Origin of the sequence: Pandoraea soli, from assembly GCF_902459595.1 — a bacterium.
Classification (GTDB): Bacteria; Pseudomonadota; Gammaproteobacteria; order Burkholderiales; family Burkholderiaceae; genus Pandoraea; species Pandoraea cepalis.
Window position 1 is genome coordinate 395720 of the sequence record NZ_CABPSG010000003.1, and the last position, 17486, is coordinate 413205.

Sequence of the window (17486 nt, forward strand, 5' to 3'; positions counted from 1 at the left end):
ACCGGCAGCCGATTCAAAATGGCGAGGCGCGGTCCAATGCCTTGTAGTGGCGGAAGATGCCTGTGGTGTTGAAGGGGATGCGGCGCGGCGACTTCAGGTAGGCCGCAACGCGTGGCACGCGCGCTACGGCGTCGTGCACCGCCTGACAACGCGGGAACGCCTTGGCAAATCCCGACATCGCGCGCGGAAACGCATAGTCCAGCCCGGCAATCACTTGGAACAGCGACAGATCGGCGTACGACATCGCCCCCTCGGAAAGCCAGCCGCCCGCCTGGGGATTGTTCGCCAGCACGCGCTCGAAGTACGCGAAGAATCCAGGCAGGCGGTACTCGATGAGGTCCGCCGTGCGCTTGCGCGCTTCCGTGCGCTGCTGACTGTAGTACAAGCGGCTCGCGATGGGATGATGGCCGTCGTGTACCTCGGCCACGAGATCGGCCAGTGTGAGTTGCAACTGGTTGACCCAACGACGCGCACGTGGCGACTCGCCCACCAGACCGAGCTGCGGCCCGAGATACGCGAGAATGTTCGCCGTCTGCCCGATCAATTCGTCGCCCACGCGCAGGAAAGGCGGCGCGTAGGGCGGATACTGGCAGGCAGGGTCGTCCATCGTGCGCATCAGGCCGTCCATGCCCTGCCCGGGCGCGTCGCCCTGCACGATGTCCACATACGGCGTGCCGGTGGCCTCGAAGGCGAGGCGGACAAATTCTCCGCGCCCTTGCAGGCCCGGCCAATAGAACAGCTCGAAGGTCATGTGCCCTCCTCAGGCTCAGGAAGCGCCCGGCTGCATCTCCACGCGATTCTTGCCCAGTTGCTTGGCGCGGTAGAGCGCCAGATCCGCCGATTCGATCAACGAGGTCGACGCCATGTGGGTGCGCGGCACCAACGACGCCCCGCCGATACTGACGGTGACGTGCTGGCCGTTGGCCGAGCCGATGTGCGGAATCGCCATCGCATCGATCTGCGCGCGCACCTTCTCGGCAATCAGGGCCGCACCGCTCGCCGTCGTGTTCGGCAGCACGATCACGAACTCCTCGCCGCCGAAGCGCGCGGCAAGATCGGCCGGACGCGACGCCGCATCGGCAATCGTGGTCGCGACGCGGCGCAGGACGTCGTCGCCCGCGATGTGGCCATACGTATCGTTATAGATCTTGAAATTGTCGACGTCGATCATGAGCAACGCCATCTCGCGTTGCTCGCGCAGTGCACGGCGCCATTCCGCGCTGAAGTACTCGTCGAAGTAGCGGCGGTTCGCCAGCCCCGTCAGGCCATCGGAATGCGTGAGCCGCTGCAGTTCGAGATTCGTCTCCAGCAACTGCTGCTGGCTCTCGCGCAGCGCGCGGTACGCCTCGTCGCGCTGCAGCAGGTTCATGTACGAGCGCGAGTGGTACCGAATGCGCGCGATCAGTTCGATGGGGTCGGGCAGCTTGACGAGATAGTCGTTTGCGCCCGCCGCGAACGCTTCGCGCTTGATGGTCGACTCTTCCTTCGTCGAGAGCACGATGATCGGAATGTCGCGCGTGAGCGGACTGGCACGATACTGCCGGACCAGCGACAGACCATCGGTGCCCGGCATCACGAGATCTTGCAGGATGACGGTCGGGCGCGTGGTTTCGGCCACGCGCTGCGCATCTTCCGGACTCGAACAATAATGGAAGTCGATGTTCGCTTCCCCCGCGAGTGCGCGGCGAATCGCTTCACCGACCATCGCCTGGTCGTCGACGAGCAACACCATCGCCGACGATTCGTTCAGGCTGCTTTCGGCGCCCGCCGCTTGCGTGACCGGCTTGGGGGGGCGTGGCGTTATCGTCATGTTTTACGTCCTGTCATACCGTTCCAAATAGCGCCACGAGTTGCGGCGCAATGGTCGCCAGCGGCAAGATCTGCGACGCCGCACCGGCCTCGGCCGCCGCTTTGGGCATGCCGTATACCGCGCTCGTCTCGCGATCCTGCGCGATGGTGATAAAGCCCTGCGCGCGCATGGCACCGAGCCCGGCCGCGCCGTCGCGGCCCATGCCCGTGAGCAGCACGCCCACCGCGCGCGCGCGCCAGTTGTCGGCCACGCTTTGCAGGAAGACGTCGATGGACGGGCGATATACGGCGTCCGTCGGATCGTCGGCAAATGCGCATCGGCCACTCGCATCCACGCGCAGATGGCGATTGCCGCCCGCGAGCAGCACCACGCCGGCGCTCGGACGCTCGCCCGCTCGCGCCAAGCGCACGGTGAGCGGCGTCTGCTGATCGAGCCAGTCCGCCATGCCCGGGGCAAACGCCTCGTCAACGTGCTGTACGACGACCACGCCCGCCCCGAAGTTCACCGGCAAGCGCCCCAGCAACGCCGCGAGCGCCGCAGGCCCGCCGGCGGACGCCCCAATGGCGACCAGCGCGTCGGTCCTCGCGGGCGCGCGCGGTGCGGCGCTCGGCTGCGGCAGGCGCGCGTCGGCCTGCTGGGCCGCGATGGCTTCGATCTTCGCCAGCAGCGACGATGCCGGCCGCGCCCGATCCGCACCGCCGAGCACCGGCGTGTCGACGGCATCCAGCGCACCGGCGCCCATCGCATCGAACACGAGACTCGCGTGATGTCCCACGTCCGAGGTCACAATGAGAATCGGGCAAGGCGAGCGTCGCATGATCTCACGGGTGGCCACCACGCCGTCCATCACTGGCATGACGAGATCCATCAGCACGAGGTCCGGCGGGGTGGGCGCGCACATCGACACCGCCTGTGCCCCATCGTGCGCCACCCAAGCCACGTCGAACCCCGGGCGTTGCGCGAGCGTGCGACGCAGCGCCTCGACGGCAATGCTCGAATCGTTGACGATCCCAATCCTCATTTCCCCGGCTCCCCGATGAGGTCCACCACGGCGCGCAACAACGCGTCGTCGTGAAAACTGCCTTTCGCGAGGTAATAATCGGCGCCGGCGTCGAGTCCGCGCTGTCGATCTTCCTCGCGATCCTTGTAAGACACGATCATGACCGGCAATGCTGCCGTGCGCGCGTCGCGCTTGATGAGCGTGACCAGTTCCACGCCGTCCATGCGCGGCATGTCGACGTCGGTAATCACCATATCGAACGTCTCGCTGCGCACGGCATTCCAACCATCCATACCATCGACGGCGACACGCACCTCGTAGCCTCGAGCGACCAGCAGTTTGCGTTCGAGTTCGCGCACGGTCAACGAATCGTCGACGACGAGCACGCGCTTGCTGGCACGTCCGCTCGCTTGGGCGGCGCGCACCGGCACCCGTTCGAGCGACCCCAGCTCCACCGCCTTGGCAATGGAGCGCACCAGATCGGCCGTATCGATGATGAGCAACGGGGCACCATCTTCGGTGAGCGCCCCGGCGGCAATGTTGTGTACCTTGCCGAGCCGGGTATCGAGCGGTTGCACGACGAGCATGCGCTCGCCCAGGAACTTGTCGACGGCCAGCCCGTAACGCGCGTCGCCATCGCCGAACACGACCACCGGTTGATCCCCCGCCACCGCGACCGGCGCGCTTCCGCACAGCACCTGCTGCGCGCTCACGAGTCCGATCTGCTTGCCGTCGAGCGTGAAGTGCGGACGCCCCTCAAGCACAGCGATGTGCTCTTGCGGGAGCGCCAGCGTGCGCGACAGGTTCGCGAGCGGCAACGCATACGGCTCGCCCGCGATCTCCACGAGCAGGCTGCGCACCACGGAGAGCGTGAGCGGCAATTGCAGAATGACTTTCGTGCCGCGCCCCGGCGTGTGCTCGATGCGCACGGTGCCGCGTACCGTCGCCACCATTGCCCGCACCGCGTCGAGTCCAACGCCGCGTCCGGAGACGTCCGTCACCGTATCGCGCAGCGTGAAGCCGGGCAGCATCAGGAATTCAAGCAGCTCGCTGTCGTCGAGCCGCTGCGCCGTGTCCGGCGTGGCCAGCCCGCGCGTGACCACAGCCCGCCGCACGCGTTCGAGATCGATGCCCGCACCGTCGTCCGCCACGCTCACAAGCAACAGCCCCGCGCTGTGCCGCGCGCTGAGCGTAATGACGCCCTCGGCCGGCTTGCCCGCCGCCTCGCGCTCGGCCGGGTCCTCCAACCCGTGATCGACGGCATTGCGCAGCAAATGGCCGAGCGGCGCTTCAAGCTGATCGAGGATGTCGCGGTCGACCGGCGTATGCGCGCCACGAATCTCCAGCCGCGCCGGTTTGCCGAGCGAGCGGCCCAGGTCGCGCACCATGCGCGCAAATCCGCCCAGCCGGTCGTCGAGCGGACGCATCCGGCACGCGAGCGCTTCGTCGTACAGCCGCTGCGACAGTTGCGTCGAGCGCCGGTCGAACTCGTCCAGCTCGTGGATCTGCTCGGCCAACAACTGCCCGCCGACGCCCAATGCGCGCCGCAGATCGGCCAGCGCCGCGAGCAACACCTGACGGTCTTCATCGGAGCGATCCGCCACTTGCGCAAGCGCCGAACTCACGCGGTCCAGCGCATCGCCCGCCTCATGCTGATGACGCTTGAGCCGCTGCAACGACTGCGCGAACGGCTGTGTCCAGCGCGACGCCACCAACCCCTCGCTGGAGAGTCGCAGCAGTCGGTTCAGACTGTCCGCCGACACACGCAACGCGCGCGATGCGGGGTCCGCGACGTCACTGTCTTCGGTCGTGTCGCGATTGTCGCGCACGTCGTAGGGCTCGGGCGGGCCGGGCGGGGCCGGCGACGCCGGCGCTACGTGCGCGGCGATCGTCATGGCGTCGGGCACGGGCGGTGTCGCCAACGTCGGCATACCGTAACTGGCGTAGTCGAATGCCGTGGGTTCGGCCGACGGCGTGGGCGTCGCGGAGCTCAGGGGGGCGGCGTGGGGGGGCGTCGGCACCGCATCACTCGTCAACGTGGCGAGCTGACCGGTGAACGACGTGACGAATTCGTCGATTTCCGCTTTACCCGCGCCCTGCGCCCAGTTCGGATCGCGGCCCGGCGGATGCGCCAGGCGCATCAACAGATCGACACCCTGCAGCAGGCGGTCGATGAGCGTCGCGTCGAGCAGAAGGGCGCCACGTTGTGCCGCGACGAAGGCATCTTCGAGCACATGGGCGAGCGCCACCCCGGCGTCGACGCCCACGATACGCGCCGCCCCCTTGAGCGAATGCGCGGCCCGCATGCAGGCTTCGAGCCGCGACGCGTCGGTCGGCGTGCGCTCGAGCGCCAGCAATCCGTCGCCGAGCACTTGCGCCTGCGTCTGCGTTTCCATGCGGAACAGGTCAAGCAGCGTAGCGTCGTGCAGGTCGTCGGTCATGCGAGGCTCCTGTCGAACGCCGCGCCCACACGCAACGGATCCAGCACGCCGACAATGTGCTCTCGCCAGGGCAACACGGCGACCGCCAGGCCGTCGCTCGCCCCGAGCGCGGTCGACGGGACCGCGCCAAGCGCCTGGCGGGCGGGCGTGACCGTGCCATGCACCTCCGCCACGGGAAACGCGCTCAAGTGATGACCGTGGCGCAGCGCCAGCAGGCGCGACGCACTCGTGCGCAGCGCATTCGACGGGACCGTCTCGGCGCGCGGGGTCGGTTGCACGCCGAGCAGCGCTTCCAAGGACACGCACGGTACGAGCGCGCCGCGCAGGTTGACCAATCCGAGGCAGGCGGGTTGACGGTGTCCTGGCACCGAATGCCAGCCGCACATCGGCGCCACGGATTCGACGGCCGACGCCGGTAACGCGAGCCATTCGTCGCCCAGACGGAAGAGCAACAGCGGCGCGCCGCGCGCCGCCGCCTCGCGACCCACCGCTGCACGCCACGGCGCCGGGTCAACGGGCACGACCGGCAGACGATCGAGCAGTTCGGCCGCCTGCCGATGCAACGCACCGGCGTGCGAGGGCGCTTGGGAAGCTTGCGAATTCGGGTGGCGTGCGTCGGACACCGAATCGGCCTCATGCACGAAGTCGCGATTTGTCATCGATGTCGGGTCCCGTGACGCGGCAAGTTGTCAGGCGATGCGCTCGACGCTGTCGCCTTGCGTTGGGTGGCCTCCGTGCGCTCGGCACGTTCAGCGCGTTCGAGCAGACGTCGCGCGCCGGCGGTGTCACCGCGCGCGTCGAGTTGTGCCGCGCAATGCACCAGCGCTTCGTAATGTCCCGGGTCGAGGTACAGCGCACGACGGTAATGGACGAGTGCGCCCTGGGCATCGCCGCGCGCGTCTTCGACCAAGCCGAGCAGATACTCGGCCTGCGCGTTCGCGCGATCGGTCGCAAGCACGCTGCGGCATAACGCGACGGCACGCACAAAATCGCCCGCGTCGGCCGCCACGCGCGCCTGTTCGAGTTGCGCATCGACGGCAGCGGCATTGGACACAGCGGCAGCAGCGGTAGCGGACGCAGCGGTAGCGGACGCAGCCGCAACGTTCTGCCTCGCCTGCAGCGGGGCAGGCGTGCCTGCGAGACCGGCATGGGCCACGAGCCGACCCTCGGCGCGTCGCTGCACCACGGCGTCGACGGCACTCACCGGCGGCATCGGGTTGAACGATTCTAGTGTTCCTGCCATGCGCGACACGCCGGCTGGCGGTGGCACCACGTCGCGCACCGGCCCGGCGACGCGAAACGCGAACGCCTGCACGTGTCCGGTCGACGCCAGGCCATTGCTGGTCAATGTGCCGCCTTCCGCCGGCCCGGCGAAGAGGGTTGCGCCCATGCGCATGAGGCGTTCGAGCGCGGCGATCGCCCGGCGTTGCCCGTCACGGTCGAAGTAGATCAGCACGTTGCGGAAGAACACAAAGTCGAACGTGCCCAGCCGATCGACCAGCGCCGTATCGAACAGATTGCCCGCATGCCAGCGCACCTGCGTGCTCAACGCCCCGATGACGCGGTAGCCGTCGTCATCCGGCGTGAAATAGCGCTCGCGAAACGACAGCGATTCGGGCGGGCCGCGAAACGAGTTGCGGCCGTAACGGCCCTCACGCGCGAGGGCAAGTCCTCGTTCGCTGATATCGAGTGCGTCGACGGTGAAATCGCTGGCACCGAACCCCGCGTCGAACATCGCCATGGCCATCGAGTAGGGTTCCTCACCCGTGGCACACGGCAGGCTCAACAGCCGCAGCGGCTGGCCTTCACGCACCGTGCCGCGTCGCGCGGCCCGTTCGTCGCGCGCCAATTGCGCCAGCACCGTGAACGCCTCGCGATGCCGGAAAAACCAGGTCTCGGGCACGACGACCGCTTCGATCAACGCCTGAAGCTCCTGCGGCGACTGCTGCAGCCATTGCCAGTATTGCGAATAGGCGGGCGCGTCGTGCATCTCGGGTGGGAGCGCGGCGAGCCGCGCGCGCACGGCACGCTCGATGGCATGCGCCCCGAGCGTTTGCGCGTCGAGCCCCATGGTTTCGCGCAGCAGGCGTTCGATGTCGTGGACACGGCTCATGACGACGCCTCCGGTGTCTCGGCCAACGCGTCGCGCGCGGCGTCGAAGAGCAGCGCGCGCGCCTCGTCGGTCAGCAGTTGATCGATTCGCACCCACTGCACGAGGCCGTCGTCGGTGTCGAGCACGGGGCCGAGGTAACGGCCTTCGGGCAGATCGATACCGCTCGCCTGGAACGCCGAGGCGTCGGCGCGCAACGTGTCGGTCGCACGCTCGACGCGCACCCCGAGACGGCGCGCATTGGGACCGGGCGCCGGGTAATGCACGAGCACCAGACGCGTGGATCGGCGCTCGGGCGCGCTCACCCCCGTGGCCAGCCGCGTCAGGTCGACAACGGGCACCGGCTCGCCACGATAGCTGAAGGCCCCGGCCACCCACGCCGGCGCGGCAGGCAGGTGCTTGAGCGCGAGCCACGGCAGCACCTCAGCCACCTGACTGGCTTCGATGACGTAGTGATCGGTCCCGATGGCGAAACGCAGGAACAACATGGCGAGGTCCGCGAATGACGAAGTAGCGCGTTACTTCACGCCAGCCCCACGGGCGGCAGCGTCTGCACCTTGAAGCGCGAGACACCGCTCTTGAGCCCGTTGGCGACGTGATTGAGTTCTTCGATGGCCTGACTCGATTGCTGCAGCGATTCGGCGGTCTGCTGCGCCGCCTCGGAGAGTTGCACCAGCGCCTGGTTGATCTGCTCGGCCCCGGTGGCCTGCGCCTGCATGCCTTCGTTGACGACCTGGAAGCGCGGCGAGAGCGTTTGCACCTGCGCGATGATCTGCGCGAGCTGATCGCCGACCTGACGCATCTCGTCCATGCCGCGCCGCACCTCCTCGGTAAACTTGTCCATGCCCATCACACCGGCCGACACGGCCGATTGAATCTCCTTGATCATCTGTTCGATGTCATAGGTGGCCACCGCCGTCTGATCGGCCAGCCGCCGGATCTCGGTCGCCACCACGGCAAAACCGCGTCCGTACTCGCCCGCCTTTTCGGCCTCGATGGCTGCATTGAGCGAGAGCAGGTTGGTCTGGTCGGCCACCTTCGTGATCGTGGTGACGACCTGATTGATGTTGCCCGCCTTCTCGTTGAGGATGCCAAGCTTGCCGTTGACCGACCCCGCCGCGTCCACGACGTGACGCATGGCGTCCTCCATGCGCGTGAGGCCGACGTGACCCGTGCCCGCCAGCGACGCCGCATGCTCGGCCACGCCCGCGACCTCGGTCATGGTGCGCGCCAGATCGCGCGACGTAGCGAAGATCTCACGCGAGGTCGCGCCGATTTCCGTCGTCGTCGCCGCCGTCTCCGAGGCCGTGGCTTGCTGCTGACGCGACGTGGCGGCAATCTCGGTCACCGACGTCGTCACCTGCAACGCCGACTTCTGCGCCTGCCCGACCAGCCCCGTGAGTTCATCCGTCATCCGGTTGAAGCCCGCCTCCAGCGCACCGAATTCGTCGCGCCGTTCCAGATCGAGACGCTGGGTCAGGTCGCCCGAGCGCATCACTTCCAGAATCTGCATGACACTCCCGAGCGGCACACTGATGGCGCGGAACAGCAACCAGCCGCACAGCAACGCGCACGCGAGCGCCACGACCAGCGTAATGAGCAACGTCGCCTGGGCCGCCGTCACAGACTGGCTAATATTGTGAGTCGACTCGTCGGCAAAGGTCTTGTTGGTATCGACCAGATGCTGGATCGCCGTGCGCCCGCGGCCCCACTCCGGGTAAAGCTGCTCCGACACCATCGAACGCGCCGCGGCGATCTGACCGTCGGCAACCAGCTTGACCACCTGATTGCTGACGCTGCCATACTGCTGGCGCACGCTGCGCACTTCGTCATACTGAACGCGGTCGATGCTGCGGTTGACCGTGGTGCCGTAGTCCTTGAGCCATTCGTCGATCTTGCCATTGGCGGCGCGAAGGGCGTCGAGATCGACCGCGCGGGTCTTGTCGTTGTCGTCGACGGACACGACCTGCTGAAGCACCTGGTAGCTCTCGAACCAGGCGCCGCGCAGCATCGTGCTGTAGTACAGGCCGGGCGTGGAGTCGGTCTCAACGCTGATCGCCTCCTGCTGGATGGCCATCAGCCGCGTAAAGGCGATGCCGGCCATGAGGGCCATCAAGGCGATGATCAGGCCAAAACTGGCCAGAATGCGATGTCGGATCGACCAGTGTTTCACGCCGCGCTCCCGTTCGTTGTTCATACCCGGTGCCGGGGGAGGGGCGACGCGGGCCTGTTTGAGGTTACGCCGATTCTATTACAGCGGCCCGGTCGGGCAACGTCGGTCAGACCTTGTATTTGGGTTTATTTCTGATTTGAGGCGTTGCGGGCGCCCGCGGCGGCGCCCACAACGACCATTCAGCGAGTCAGTTCGCGAAGGGCGTCGGCCGTCATGGGCACGAGCGCGAGTGGGGCCGCGGCCGCCGTCAACGCGCCGAGCGACGCCGCATTATCGGGCGAGACGCTGCCGTCCGGCAGGTAGAGATTGTTTTCGAAGCCGATCCGGGCGTGGCCCCCATGCAACACGGCCGCCAGCGCGCACTCCGCCTCGCGCGGTCCGAACGCGCACATCGCCCACGGTGTGGCCGTGGTCGCCTCGCCCAGCGCTTGTGCCCCCGTCTGCCAGGCCGCGAGAAACGGCAGCAGGTCCGACGGCGACGACAACTGCCCCTTGCTGTACCGGCCCAGTACGAACAAGACCCAATGACGGCCGGGACGGATCGCCCCGCTCGCACGCAAGCGCCAGTAGTGCGCCACGTCCTCGGTGTCGTACAGAATGTACTGCGTCGTGATCCGGGTTTGCCAGAGCCAGGCGAAGAACGCTTCGGCGGCGGGTGCATGCGCGGTGTCGGGCAGTACTTCGCGCAACGCCACCGAAATCGCTTCGGGATGCAAGGCACGCACCGTCGCGATCTGTTGCTCGGGGGTATAGCAGCCGACTGCCTCGGTCGTCACTTGCAGTACGAGTTCGTTGCCGACGGCGCGTTGCACCGCGTCGATGCCGGCCATGTAATCCGGCACCTCGAGGCTGTGCGTGCCATCGGCCTTGCGAACGTGCAGGTGGATCATTGCCGCGCCGGCATCCAGACACGCCTTCGCGCACGCGCCGAGTTCATTCGGCGTCATGGGCAGCGCACGATGATCGACGTGCGTGCGCCGGGCGCCGTTGGGCGCGACGGCCAGCGCGAAAGCGCGTGTCGTGCCGGTCATCATGCGCCTCCCGCCATCACGCCGGTGACATCGGCCACCGCCAACGCCAGCCGCTCCACGATGCGGTCGATGTCCGACGGCTGACAGATGAACGGCGGTGCGATCAACGCGTGATCGCCATGCACGCCGTCGACCGTGCCCCCCATCGGATAGATCAGCAGGCCGCGCGCCTTGGCCGCCGCCTTGAGCCGCGCGTGCGTCTTGTCGGCCGTCGGGAGTGTCTGCCTGGTCGCACGATCGGCGACGAATTCTACGCCGACAAACAGTCCCCGGCCACGCACATCGCCCACGTTCGGGTGATCGGCGAAAACCTCGCGCAGTCGCGCACGCAGTTGCTCGCCGCGCGCTTTCACGTTCTCCAGCAGATGCTCCTCGGCAATCGTGCGCTGCACGGCCAGCGCCGCCGCGCAGGCCATCGCGTGTCCCAGATACGTGTGACCGTGCTGGAAGAAGCCCGAGCCGCCGACCACGGCGTCGAAGATTTTATCGGTGCACAGCATCGCCCCGATCGGCTGATAGCCAGCGCCCAGCCCCTTGGCGATGACGAGAATGTCCGGCACCACGCCGTCTTCCTCGCAGGCGAACAGGTGGCCCGTGCGCCCCATGCCGGACATCACTTCGTCGAGCAGCAGCAGCACGCCGTACTTGTCGCACACGGCGCGAATGCGCTTGAAGTAGTCGCCCACCGGCGGCACCGCGCCCGCGGTCGCACCGACCACGGTCTCCGCGACAAATGCGATCACCCGGTCGCCGCCGAGTTCGAGGATTTTCGCTTCGAGTTCGTCAGCCAGACGCTGGACATAAGCGGCGTCCCCCTCGCCCTCGAGCCGTTCGCGATACGCGAAGCACGGCGAAACGTGGTGCGCCGGCACCAGCAGCGGCAGGAACGGCTCGCGTCGCCACGCGTTACCGCCGATGGCCAGCGCACCAAGGGTGTTGCCGTGATAGCTCTGACGGCGCGCAATGAAGTACTGACGCTGCGGCTGGCCGATCTCGACGAAGTACTGCCGCGCCAGCTTGAGCGCAGCCTCCACGCCCTCCGATCCGCCGCTGACGAAATACACGTGATTCAAATCGCCGGGCGCGCTCGCGGCCAGCGTGTCGGCCAATTGCTCGGCGACTTCCGTCGTGAAGAACGAGGTATGCGCGTAAGCCAGTTGCGCCGCCTGCTGCTGCATCGCCTCGATCACGCGCGGGTGACCGTGTCCCAAACAAGAGACCGCCGCGCCGCCGCAAGCGTCGAGATAATGCTGGCCCGTGCTGTCGATCAGCTCGATGCCCTGACCGCCGACCGCGACGGGCAAGGTCTGGCGCGGGTTGCGGTGAAACACATGAGTCATGCCTGAACCTCTGACGGAAAGATGGCGCGTCGCGTGATGACCCACCAGCCACCCACTTACGCAAACAATGGGGCTCAGTGTAGGGGCATCGCACCGGTTTTGCAACATATGTTTCACTCATTTTGTTGTCGCAACATTTTGCTCAATCGCTTGAACTCGCCCGACGCTTGCGCATTGGTCGGGCCCCCAGGGGAAAGCGCGTGCGTGGTCGGGGCATTTCATGCAACAATCGTTACATTACCTCGTCGCCGCGTTGCCATCCCCTATGCCTGAAGCCCCCGCGTTGCCGCAGACGCTCGAACAGCTCAACACCTTGCTGCGTGCGCGCTATCCCGAGCTCAGCCCGCAATTTCAGGCGGGCGCGCGTTTCTTGCTCGACCACCCGCAGCGTGTTCCGATCAGCTCCATGCGTGCGATTGCCGCCGAGGCGGGCGTGCAGCCGGCCACCTTCGTGCGGCTCGCGCAGCATCTCGGCTTCGACGGTTGGCACGGCCTGCGCGAACTGTTTCTCGAATCGATCCGGCTGGGGCCGCAGCCCTATGCGAGTCGCGCCCGTCAGGTCATTCGCGAGGGCGACGCCGCCCGCATGGTGCCCGAGATGTTTCGCGTGCAGCACAACAACCTCGACCTGACCGAAGCGGGCGCGAATGCGTCGCTGGGGGCGGCTGTCGATTTGCTCGCCAATGCGGGCACCGTGCATGTCGCCGGCTTCCGGGCGTGCTTTCCCATCGCGTTCACGTTCCAGTACGTCTATCGGCTGTTCCGGCCGACGGTGCATCTGATTCGCGGCGAAGCCGGCACGCTGGAGATGGAGTTGCGGGCGCTCTCGACACGCGATGTGGTGGTCGTCATCAGCTTCGCCCCGTATTCGAACGAAGCGCTGATCGTTGCGCGAGCGGCACGGGCGGCGGGCGCGCGTGTGCTCGCGCTCACCGACTCCACCGTCTCGCCGCTCGCCCTCGACGCCGACGTGACGGTGTTGTTCTCGCATGAGAGTCCGTCGTTCTTTCCGTCGATCACCGCCGGGATTGCCGTCGTCGAGACGCTAGTGGAAATGCTGCTCGCCCGCAAGGGACGCGGGGCGGTGCGTGCCCTGGAACTGGCCGAAGACCAGTTGCACGGCACCGGCGCTTACGTGAGCCCGACGGGAAGTGAGGGAAGCGCGGGAAGCGGCCCCCGCGTCAAACCGGACGCGTGAGCGAAGCGACGACGCCGCGCTCGAGCAGGTCGCCGATGACGCACAGGATGACGCCGTCCCCGGTTTCTTTTATGATCGATGCGCTCGCCTGCGGCGAAGGCGTCGACGCAAGACCCGACGCGGCGTTGCGCAGGATCCGTCCCCCTGTCGACACTCTCAAGGACTCCGAATGTCGCATTTCCGTCTGTCGCTTGCCCGCTCGATCGGGCTTGGCGCGGCGCTCGTCGTCGGCGCCACCATGGCCGCACCGGCGTTTGCCGCCTCCAACCTCCTCTTCATGAGCAACTCGCCGCTGGCCTATCTGCACAAGGCCGACAATGCGTCGCTCGCCAAAGCAGCCAGCAACGTGCTGTCCCATCAGCAGGACAACGAAACCGTCGACTGGAGTAACAAGGGCACCGGCAACCCCGTGGCCGTTAAAGCGCAACTCACGCCGACCAACACCCAGAAGGACGACACCCGTACCTGCCGCGACCTGATCGTGGTGCTCGGCGCAAAGGGGCAGGAAGTCACGCTCAAGCTGCCGACCTGCAAGAAGGGCGATAACGGCCAATGGGAACTGCAAAAGCGCGGCGCTCAGTAAGCATTCAGTCGTCCTCCAGACAAAAAAACCGCTGGCCCGAGATTTTCGGGACCAGCGGTTTTTTCATTGCACCACCCGTGCGCCGAGAACGGGTGAATCCTGCCGACAGCCGTCTCAGGCCGCCGCCGTCCTCTTGTGGCCTTCCACGTTGGGCAACAGGATCGTCACGATCCCGAGCAGCGGCAAAAACGCACACACGTGGTAGACGAAGTCGATGCTTGTCGAGTCGGCCAGTTGTCCCAGCACGGCGGCGCCCACGCCCCCCATCCCGAATGCGAAGCCGAAGAACAACCCCGACACGGTACCGACCTTGCCCGGAATCAACTCCTGCGCATAGACGAGAATCGCCGAGAACGCCGACGCCAGGATCAAGCCGATCACGACCGTCAGAATGCCGGTCCAGAACAGGTCCGCGTACGGCAGCATCAGCGTGAAGGGCGCGGCGCCCAGGATCGACCCCCAGATCACATACTTGCGACCGATCTTGTCGCCCAGCGGACCGCCGATCATCGTGCCTGCGGCCACGGCGAACAGGAAGACGAACAGATGCACCTGCGCGCTTTGCACCGAGACATGGAACTTGCTGATCAGATAGAACGTGAAGTAGCTGCTGATGCTGGCGAGATAGAAGTACTTCGAGAAGATCAGCACCAGCAGAATGCCGATGGCGAACATCACCTTGCCGCGCGACAGGTGGGCGTGTCCGCCCCGGCGTGCGACCGGCTTGCCCTGGCTCGCGGCGCGCTGCCCGGCGTACCAGCGACTGACGTGGAACAGCACGAAGATCGCGACGAGCGCCGCCACGGAAAACCACGCCACGCTGCCACGGCCGTACGGTGCAATGATGAGTGCGGCAAGCAGCGGGCCGAGTGACGAACCGACATTGCCGCCGACCTGGAAGAACGATTGCGCCAGGCCGTGGCGCCCACCCGAGGCCATGCGCGCCACGCGCGACGACTCGGGGTGGAATACGGACGAGCCCATGCCGACCAGCGCGGCGGCCACGAGCAGCATGCCGAAGTTCGGCGCGACAGCCAGCAACAGCAGGCCAGCCAGCGTAAAGCCCATGCCGACCGGCAGGGAATACGGCTTCGGATGCTTGTCGGTGTACAGGCCTACGACCGGCTGCAGCAACGACGCCGTGACCTGGTAGGTCAGCGTAATCAGACCGACCTGCGCGAAGCTCAGGCCGAAACTCGCCTTGAGCAGCGGATAGATGGCCAGGATCAACGACTGAATCATGTCGTTGAGCAAATGGGAGAAGCTGATCGCGGACAGCACACGGAACGCGGTGCCTTTGGCGGACGGCGAGGGGGCGCCGGGAAAGGACGTTGCAGGTTGGCTCGACATGGGAGGGGGATTTGACGTCAAAAGCTTCAGGAAATCGGCACGCTTCCGGCGGTTTTCGTGCAAATAGACCTGACTTTGGGACTTGGCCTATTTTTTGCCGGAAATCTAATATGTGAAGTGTAGAGCATGCGTAAATTGCGGTTACGCCAACTTTTGTCGCGATTCCGCCATCCGGCCCGCCGCGGTATGTCTCATCAAGACCGACAAAAGGCGCTTGCCGCTGGCCTTGAACCGCCCACCGGACATCCGCCGGGCCCTGTCGGGCATACGTCGTCCATGGCTCGTGCGGGTTTATCGGGCGTTGGAGACCGTCAGGGATTCGTGTAGAGTCGATTGACGCGTTGTGCCGTGCAACATGACGCACGCGAAGCACACGAAAGGGCCCCCTCCTTCCTTGGTTGGCAGCAGAACATGATTCAACACTCCAGAGTCGTGCAGTGGCTGGTGACCGGGCTTGTCGTGACGGTCACGCTCTTTGTCGTCCTGATCCTGGGCTGGCTGCGCGTTCATCACATGTCGCAGGCGTTCCTGCAGCAAGAAGCGCAACGACAGCGCGCGGCGCTCGAGCGCATTGTCGGGACGGCCGAAGACACCCTCAAGGGCGCCCTCCCGTGGGTCGGCCGCGCTTGCGGCGAGGTCAACAGCTCGTTGCAGGCCACGGGCACGCTCAGCCCCTACTTCCGTTCCATCTGGCTCGTCTCCCACGGGAAGATGTATTGCTCGTCGGTGATTCGCTCCGACGAGGCCATCGAAATGCCTTTGCCGGCCGAACTCGTGCCGCTGCTGACCGGCACGCCCGAAATGTTTGTCGACAGCACGCCCTATGTGCGCAACTCCCCCGCACTGGCATTGTTCATCCCGACGTCGGCCACCGACGGTGTCCTGGGCTTCATCGACAGCGTGTATCTCACCGAGTCGTTGCATAGCGTCAAGACCAACGAGCTTGCCTGGACGGCGATGACCATCGGGAAAGTGTCGCTGACGTCCGAAGGCCCGCGGCTCGAATCCGTCGGCATCGCCACCCGCGGGGCTCAGGTCACGCTCGACTCGGACCATTTCTCGACGTCGCTTGCCGGTAGCGCCACCCTGACGCGCTCATTGATCGCCACGCAGGCGCCGATCTTTCTGGCGTTCGGCGTGGTGATCTCGATTTTGCTCGGCATCCTGACGTTCCGCCATCTCGGCCCGGCCCAGTTCATGCGCCGGAAAATCGCGCTGGGCATCAAACGCAATGAGTTCAAGGTCTACTACCAGCCCGTGATGGAGTTGGCCACGGACCGCTGCGCCGGGGCGGAGGCGTTGATGCGCTGGCATCACCCCGAGGCGGGGCTTGTGCGCCCCGACGCCTTCATCCCGATCGCGGAAAGCAACGGCCTGATCATCGAACTCACCCGTTCGCTGCTGAAGCAGATCCGCAACGATGTCTCCCGAGGCGCTCTGCCGCCGGGCTTTCACATTGCCGTCAATCTTGCGGAGCGGCACTTGCGCGACACGACCATCGTGCGCGACATCGAACGTCTTTACGGTTCGCTCAACGAGACGTATCCGATGATCGCGGAAATCACCGAGCGTTATGTGATTCGCGACACGGCGGCGGCGCGCCACGTGATGGCGGAACTCCAGCGTCACGGTGTGGAAACGGCGTTGGACGACTTCGGTGCCGAAAACAACTCCATCGGCTATCTGAAGCGCTACGACTTCAATTATCTGAAGATCGACAAGGAATTCCTGCCCGTGACCGAAGACGATACGGTCACGCGCAATATCTGCGATTCCATCATCCATCTGGCCGAGCGGCTGGACATGACAATCGTGGCGGAGGGTGTCGAAAACGAGATGCAGGCGAGTTATCTGCGCGAACGCAACGTCACCTACGCCCAGGGATATCTGTTCGCGCGTCCGATCGCGTTCGACGAGTTGGTACAGTTTGCGATAGCCCACGCGGGCAGAGGCCTGGCGTCGGTGAACTCGGCATCGGCGAGCGTCGTGCCGCTCACGCCGCTCAAGGCTGGCTGAGCACAGCGTTGCCCTGGCGCGCACCGAAGCGCCCGACCGGTGACGATCATCGGGCTGGCGCTTCGGCAACGCCGCATTCAGGTCAAAAGACCAATTGCGGCATGTTGCTGCGTGGCGCGGGCATGGCAGCCGCCCGCGTACTGTCACGCATTTCGGCGCGCAGCAACCACAACCGCCGCGCGACAAAATGTCTGAAGCGCATTTCACCCGCGGAGAACGAGATTTGCATCTGATGCCGCTTGCCATTGGGCAGCGTGCGAACCAGACGATAGTATCGAGCCCCGTCAACCGTTTCCTTGATATTTCTGACGCGCATCATTTCACCCCGTTTCTGTTGTGTCAGGTGAGTAGGCACTTCGACAACCGTCGCATTCCCGGTGGACCCGCATCAGACGTCGACTTCGGCCTGACGCGCGACTCACCGGCCAGGGGGG

The 17486-nt window shown here is 66.0% G+C and carries 15 protein-coding genes; 3 read left to right on the forward strand and 12 right to left on the reverse strand.

What is annotated here, in order from left to right; translation table 11 throughout:
• Positions 1-13: 13 nt before the first annotated feature.
• The 10 genes from PSO31014_RS08355 to PSO31014_RS08400 all read right to left on the reverse strand — a co-directional run bounded on the left by PSO31014_RS08355 (position 14) and on the right by PSO31014_RS08400 (position 11905).
• Positions 14-751 (reverse strand): glutathione S-transferase, encoded by a 738-nt coding sequence (locus PSO31014_RS08355; protein ID WP_150551174.1) that lies wholly within the window; start codon positions 749-751, stop codon positions 14-16.
• Between the two features lie 15 nt (positions 752-766).
• A complete protein-coding gene (locus tag PSO31014_RS08360) occupies positions 767-1732 on the reverse strand; it encodes a diguanylate cyclase (protein ID WP_150551241.1) in 966 nt (321 codons plus the stop codon).
• A gap of 91 nt (positions 1733-1823) precedes the next feature.
• Positions 1824-2831 carry a chemotaxis-specific protein-glutamate methyltransferase CheB gene (gene cheB, locus PSO31014_RS08365; RefSeq protein ID WP_150551175.1) on the reverse strand — a complete coding sequence of 336 codons (1008 nt, stop codon included), beginning with the start codon at positions 2829-2831 and terminating at the stop codon, positions 1824-1826.
• Positions 2828-5251 (reverse strand): hybrid sensor histidine kinase/response regulator, encoded by a 2424-nt coding sequence (locus PSO31014_RS08370; RefSeq protein WP_150551176.1) that lies wholly within the window; start codon positions 5249-5251, stop codon positions 2828-2830. Before PSO31014_RS08370 ends, cheB begins: the two co-directional genes overlap by 4 nt.
• Positions 5248-5910, reverse strand: a complete 663-nt coding sequence (locus PSO31014_RS08375) for a chemotaxis protein CheW (RefSeq protein ID WP_150551177.1) — start codon at positions 5908-5910, stop codon at positions 5248-5250. Before PSO31014_RS08375 ends, PSO31014_RS08370 begins: the two co-directional genes overlap by 4 nt.
• Positions 5907-7364, reverse strand: a complete 1458-nt coding sequence (locus PSO31014_RS08380) for a CheR family methyltransferase (RefSeq protein WP_150551178.1) — start codon at positions 7362-7364, stop codon at positions 5907-5909. The genes PSO31014_RS08375 and PSO31014_RS08380 overlap by 4 nt, the downstream gene beginning before the upstream one ends.
• Entirely contained in the window at positions 7361-7849 is a 489-nt protein-coding gene (locus PSO31014_RS08385; protein WP_150551179.1) for a chemotaxis protein CheW, read from the reverse strand. The genes PSO31014_RS08380 and PSO31014_RS08385 overlap by 4 nt, the downstream gene beginning before the upstream one ends.
• 35 nt (positions 7850-7884) lie before the next feature.
• Positions 7885-9558, reverse strand: coding sequence for a methyl-accepting chemotaxis protein (locus PSO31014_RS08390; protein WP_281349080.1), 1674 nt, complete (start codon positions 9556-9558; stop codon positions 7885-7887).
• Between the two features lie 155 nt (positions 9559-9713).
• Positions 9714-10565 (reverse strand): beta-keto acid cleavage family enzyme, encoded by an 852-nt coding sequence (locus PSO31014_RS08395; RefSeq protein WP_150551243.1) that lies wholly within the window; start codon positions 10563-10565, stop codon positions 9714-9716.
• Entirely contained in the window at positions 10565-11905 is a 1341-nt protein-coding gene (locus tag PSO31014_RS08400) for an aspartate aminotransferase family protein (protein ID WP_150551180.1), read from the reverse strand. The genes PSO31014_RS08395 and PSO31014_RS08400 overlap by 1 nt, the downstream gene beginning before the upstream one ends.
• A 265-nt stretch (positions 11906-12170) precedes the next feature.
• On the opposite strand from PSO31014_RS08400, the gene PSO31014_RS08405 reads away from it, so the two are divergent.
• Together PSO31014_RS08405 and PSO31014_RS08410 are read left to right on the forward strand one after the other, a co-directional pair.
• A complete protein-coding gene (locus tag PSO31014_RS08405) occupies positions 12171-13103 on the forward strand; it encodes a MurR/RpiR family transcriptional regulator (protein ID WP_150551244.1) in 933 nt (310 codons plus the stop codon).
• A gap of 169 nt (positions 13104-13272) precedes the next feature.
• Positions 13273-13686 (forward strand): RT0821/Lpp0805 family surface protein, encoded by a 414-nt coding sequence (locus PSO31014_RS08410; RefSeq protein ID WP_150551181.1) that lies wholly within the window; start codon positions 13273-13275, stop codon positions 13684-13686.
• A gap of 114 nt (positions 13687-13800) precedes the next feature.
• Here PSO31014_RS08410 and PSO31014_RS08415 read toward each other — a convergent pair whose 3' ends face one another.
• Entirely contained in the window at positions 13801-15036 is a 1236-nt protein-coding gene (locus tag PSO31014_RS08415; protein ID WP_150551182.1) for an MFS transporter, read from the reverse strand.
• Positions 15037-15447: 411 nt separating this feature from the next.
• Between PSO31014_RS08415 and PSO31014_RS08420 the strand changes: the two genes are divergently transcribed.
• Complete coding sequence (locus PSO31014_RS08420; RefSeq protein WP_150551183.1) at positions 15448-17052, forward strand: EAL domain-containing protein; 1605 nt, start codon at positions 15448-15450, stop codon at positions 17050-17052.
• Positions 17053-17134: 82 nt separating this feature from the next.
• Here PSO31014_RS08420 and PSO31014_RS08425 read toward each other — a convergent pair whose 3' ends face one another.
• Positions 17135-17407, reverse strand: a complete 273-nt coding sequence (locus PSO31014_RS08425; RefSeq protein WP_150551184.1) for a hypothetical protein — start codon at positions 17405-17407, stop codon at positions 17135-17137.
• Between the last annotated feature and the right edge of the window lie 79 nt (positions 17408-17486).

Bases quoted from the DNA above. Each gene is read 5' to 3' on its own strand.
- PSO31014_RS08355 (WP_150551174.1), bottom strand. From the start codon at position 751: ATGACCTTCGAGCTGTTCTATTGGCCGGGCCTGCAAGGGCGCGGAGAA.
- PSO31014_RS08360 (WP_150551241.1), bottom strand. From the start codon at position 1,732: ATGGTGTTGCTCGTCGACGACCAGGCGATGGTCGGTGAAGCGATTCGC.
- cheB (WP_150551175.1), bottom strand. From the start codon at position 2,831: ATGAGGATTGGGATCGTCAACGATTCGAGCATTGCCGTCGAGGCGCTG.
- PSO31014_RS08370 (WP_150551176.1), bottom strand. From the start codon at position 5,251: ATGACCGACGACCTGCACGACGCTACGCTGCTTGACCTGTTCCGCATG.
- PSO31014_RS08375 (WP_150551177.1), bottom strand. From the start codon at position 5,910: ATGACAAATCGCGACTTCGTGCATGAGGCCGATTCGGTGTCCGACGCA.
- PSO31014_RS08380 (WP_150551178.1), bottom strand. From the start codon at position 7,364: ATGAGCCGTGTCCACGACATCGAACGCCTGCTGCGCGAAACCATGGGG.
- PSO31014_RS08385 (WP_150551179.1), bottom strand. From the start codon at position 7,849: ATGTTGTTCCTGCGTTTCGCCATCGGGACCGATCACTACGTCATCGAA.
- PSO31014_RS08390 (WP_281349080.1), bottom strand. From the start codon at position 9,558: ATGAACAACGAACGGGAGCGCGGCGTGAAACACTGGTCGATCCGACAT.
- PSO31014_RS08395 (WP_150551243.1), bottom strand. From the start codon at position 10,565: ATGACCGGCACGACACGCGCTTTCGCGCTGGCCGTCGCGCCCAACGGC.
- PSO31014_RS08400 (WP_150551180.1), bottom strand. From the start codon at position 11,905: ATGACTCATGTGTTTCACCGCAACCCGCGCCAGACCTTGCCCGTCGCG.
- PSO31014_RS08405 (WP_150551244.1), top strand. From the start codon at position 12,171: ATGCCTGAAGCCCCCGCGTTGCCGCAGACGCTCGAACAGCTCAACACC.
- PSO31014_RS08410 (WP_150551181.1), top strand. From the start codon at position 13,273: ATGTCGCATTTCCGTCTGTCGCTTGCCCGCTCGATCGGGCTTGGCGCG.
- PSO31014_RS08415 (WP_150551182.1), bottom strand. From the start codon at position 15,036: ATGTCGAGCCAACCTGCAACGTCCTTTCCCGGCGCCCCCTCGCCGTCC.
- PSO31014_RS08420 (WP_150551183.1), top strand. From the start codon at position 15,448: ATGATTCAACACTCCAGAGTCGTGCAGTGGCTGGTGACCGGGCTTGTC.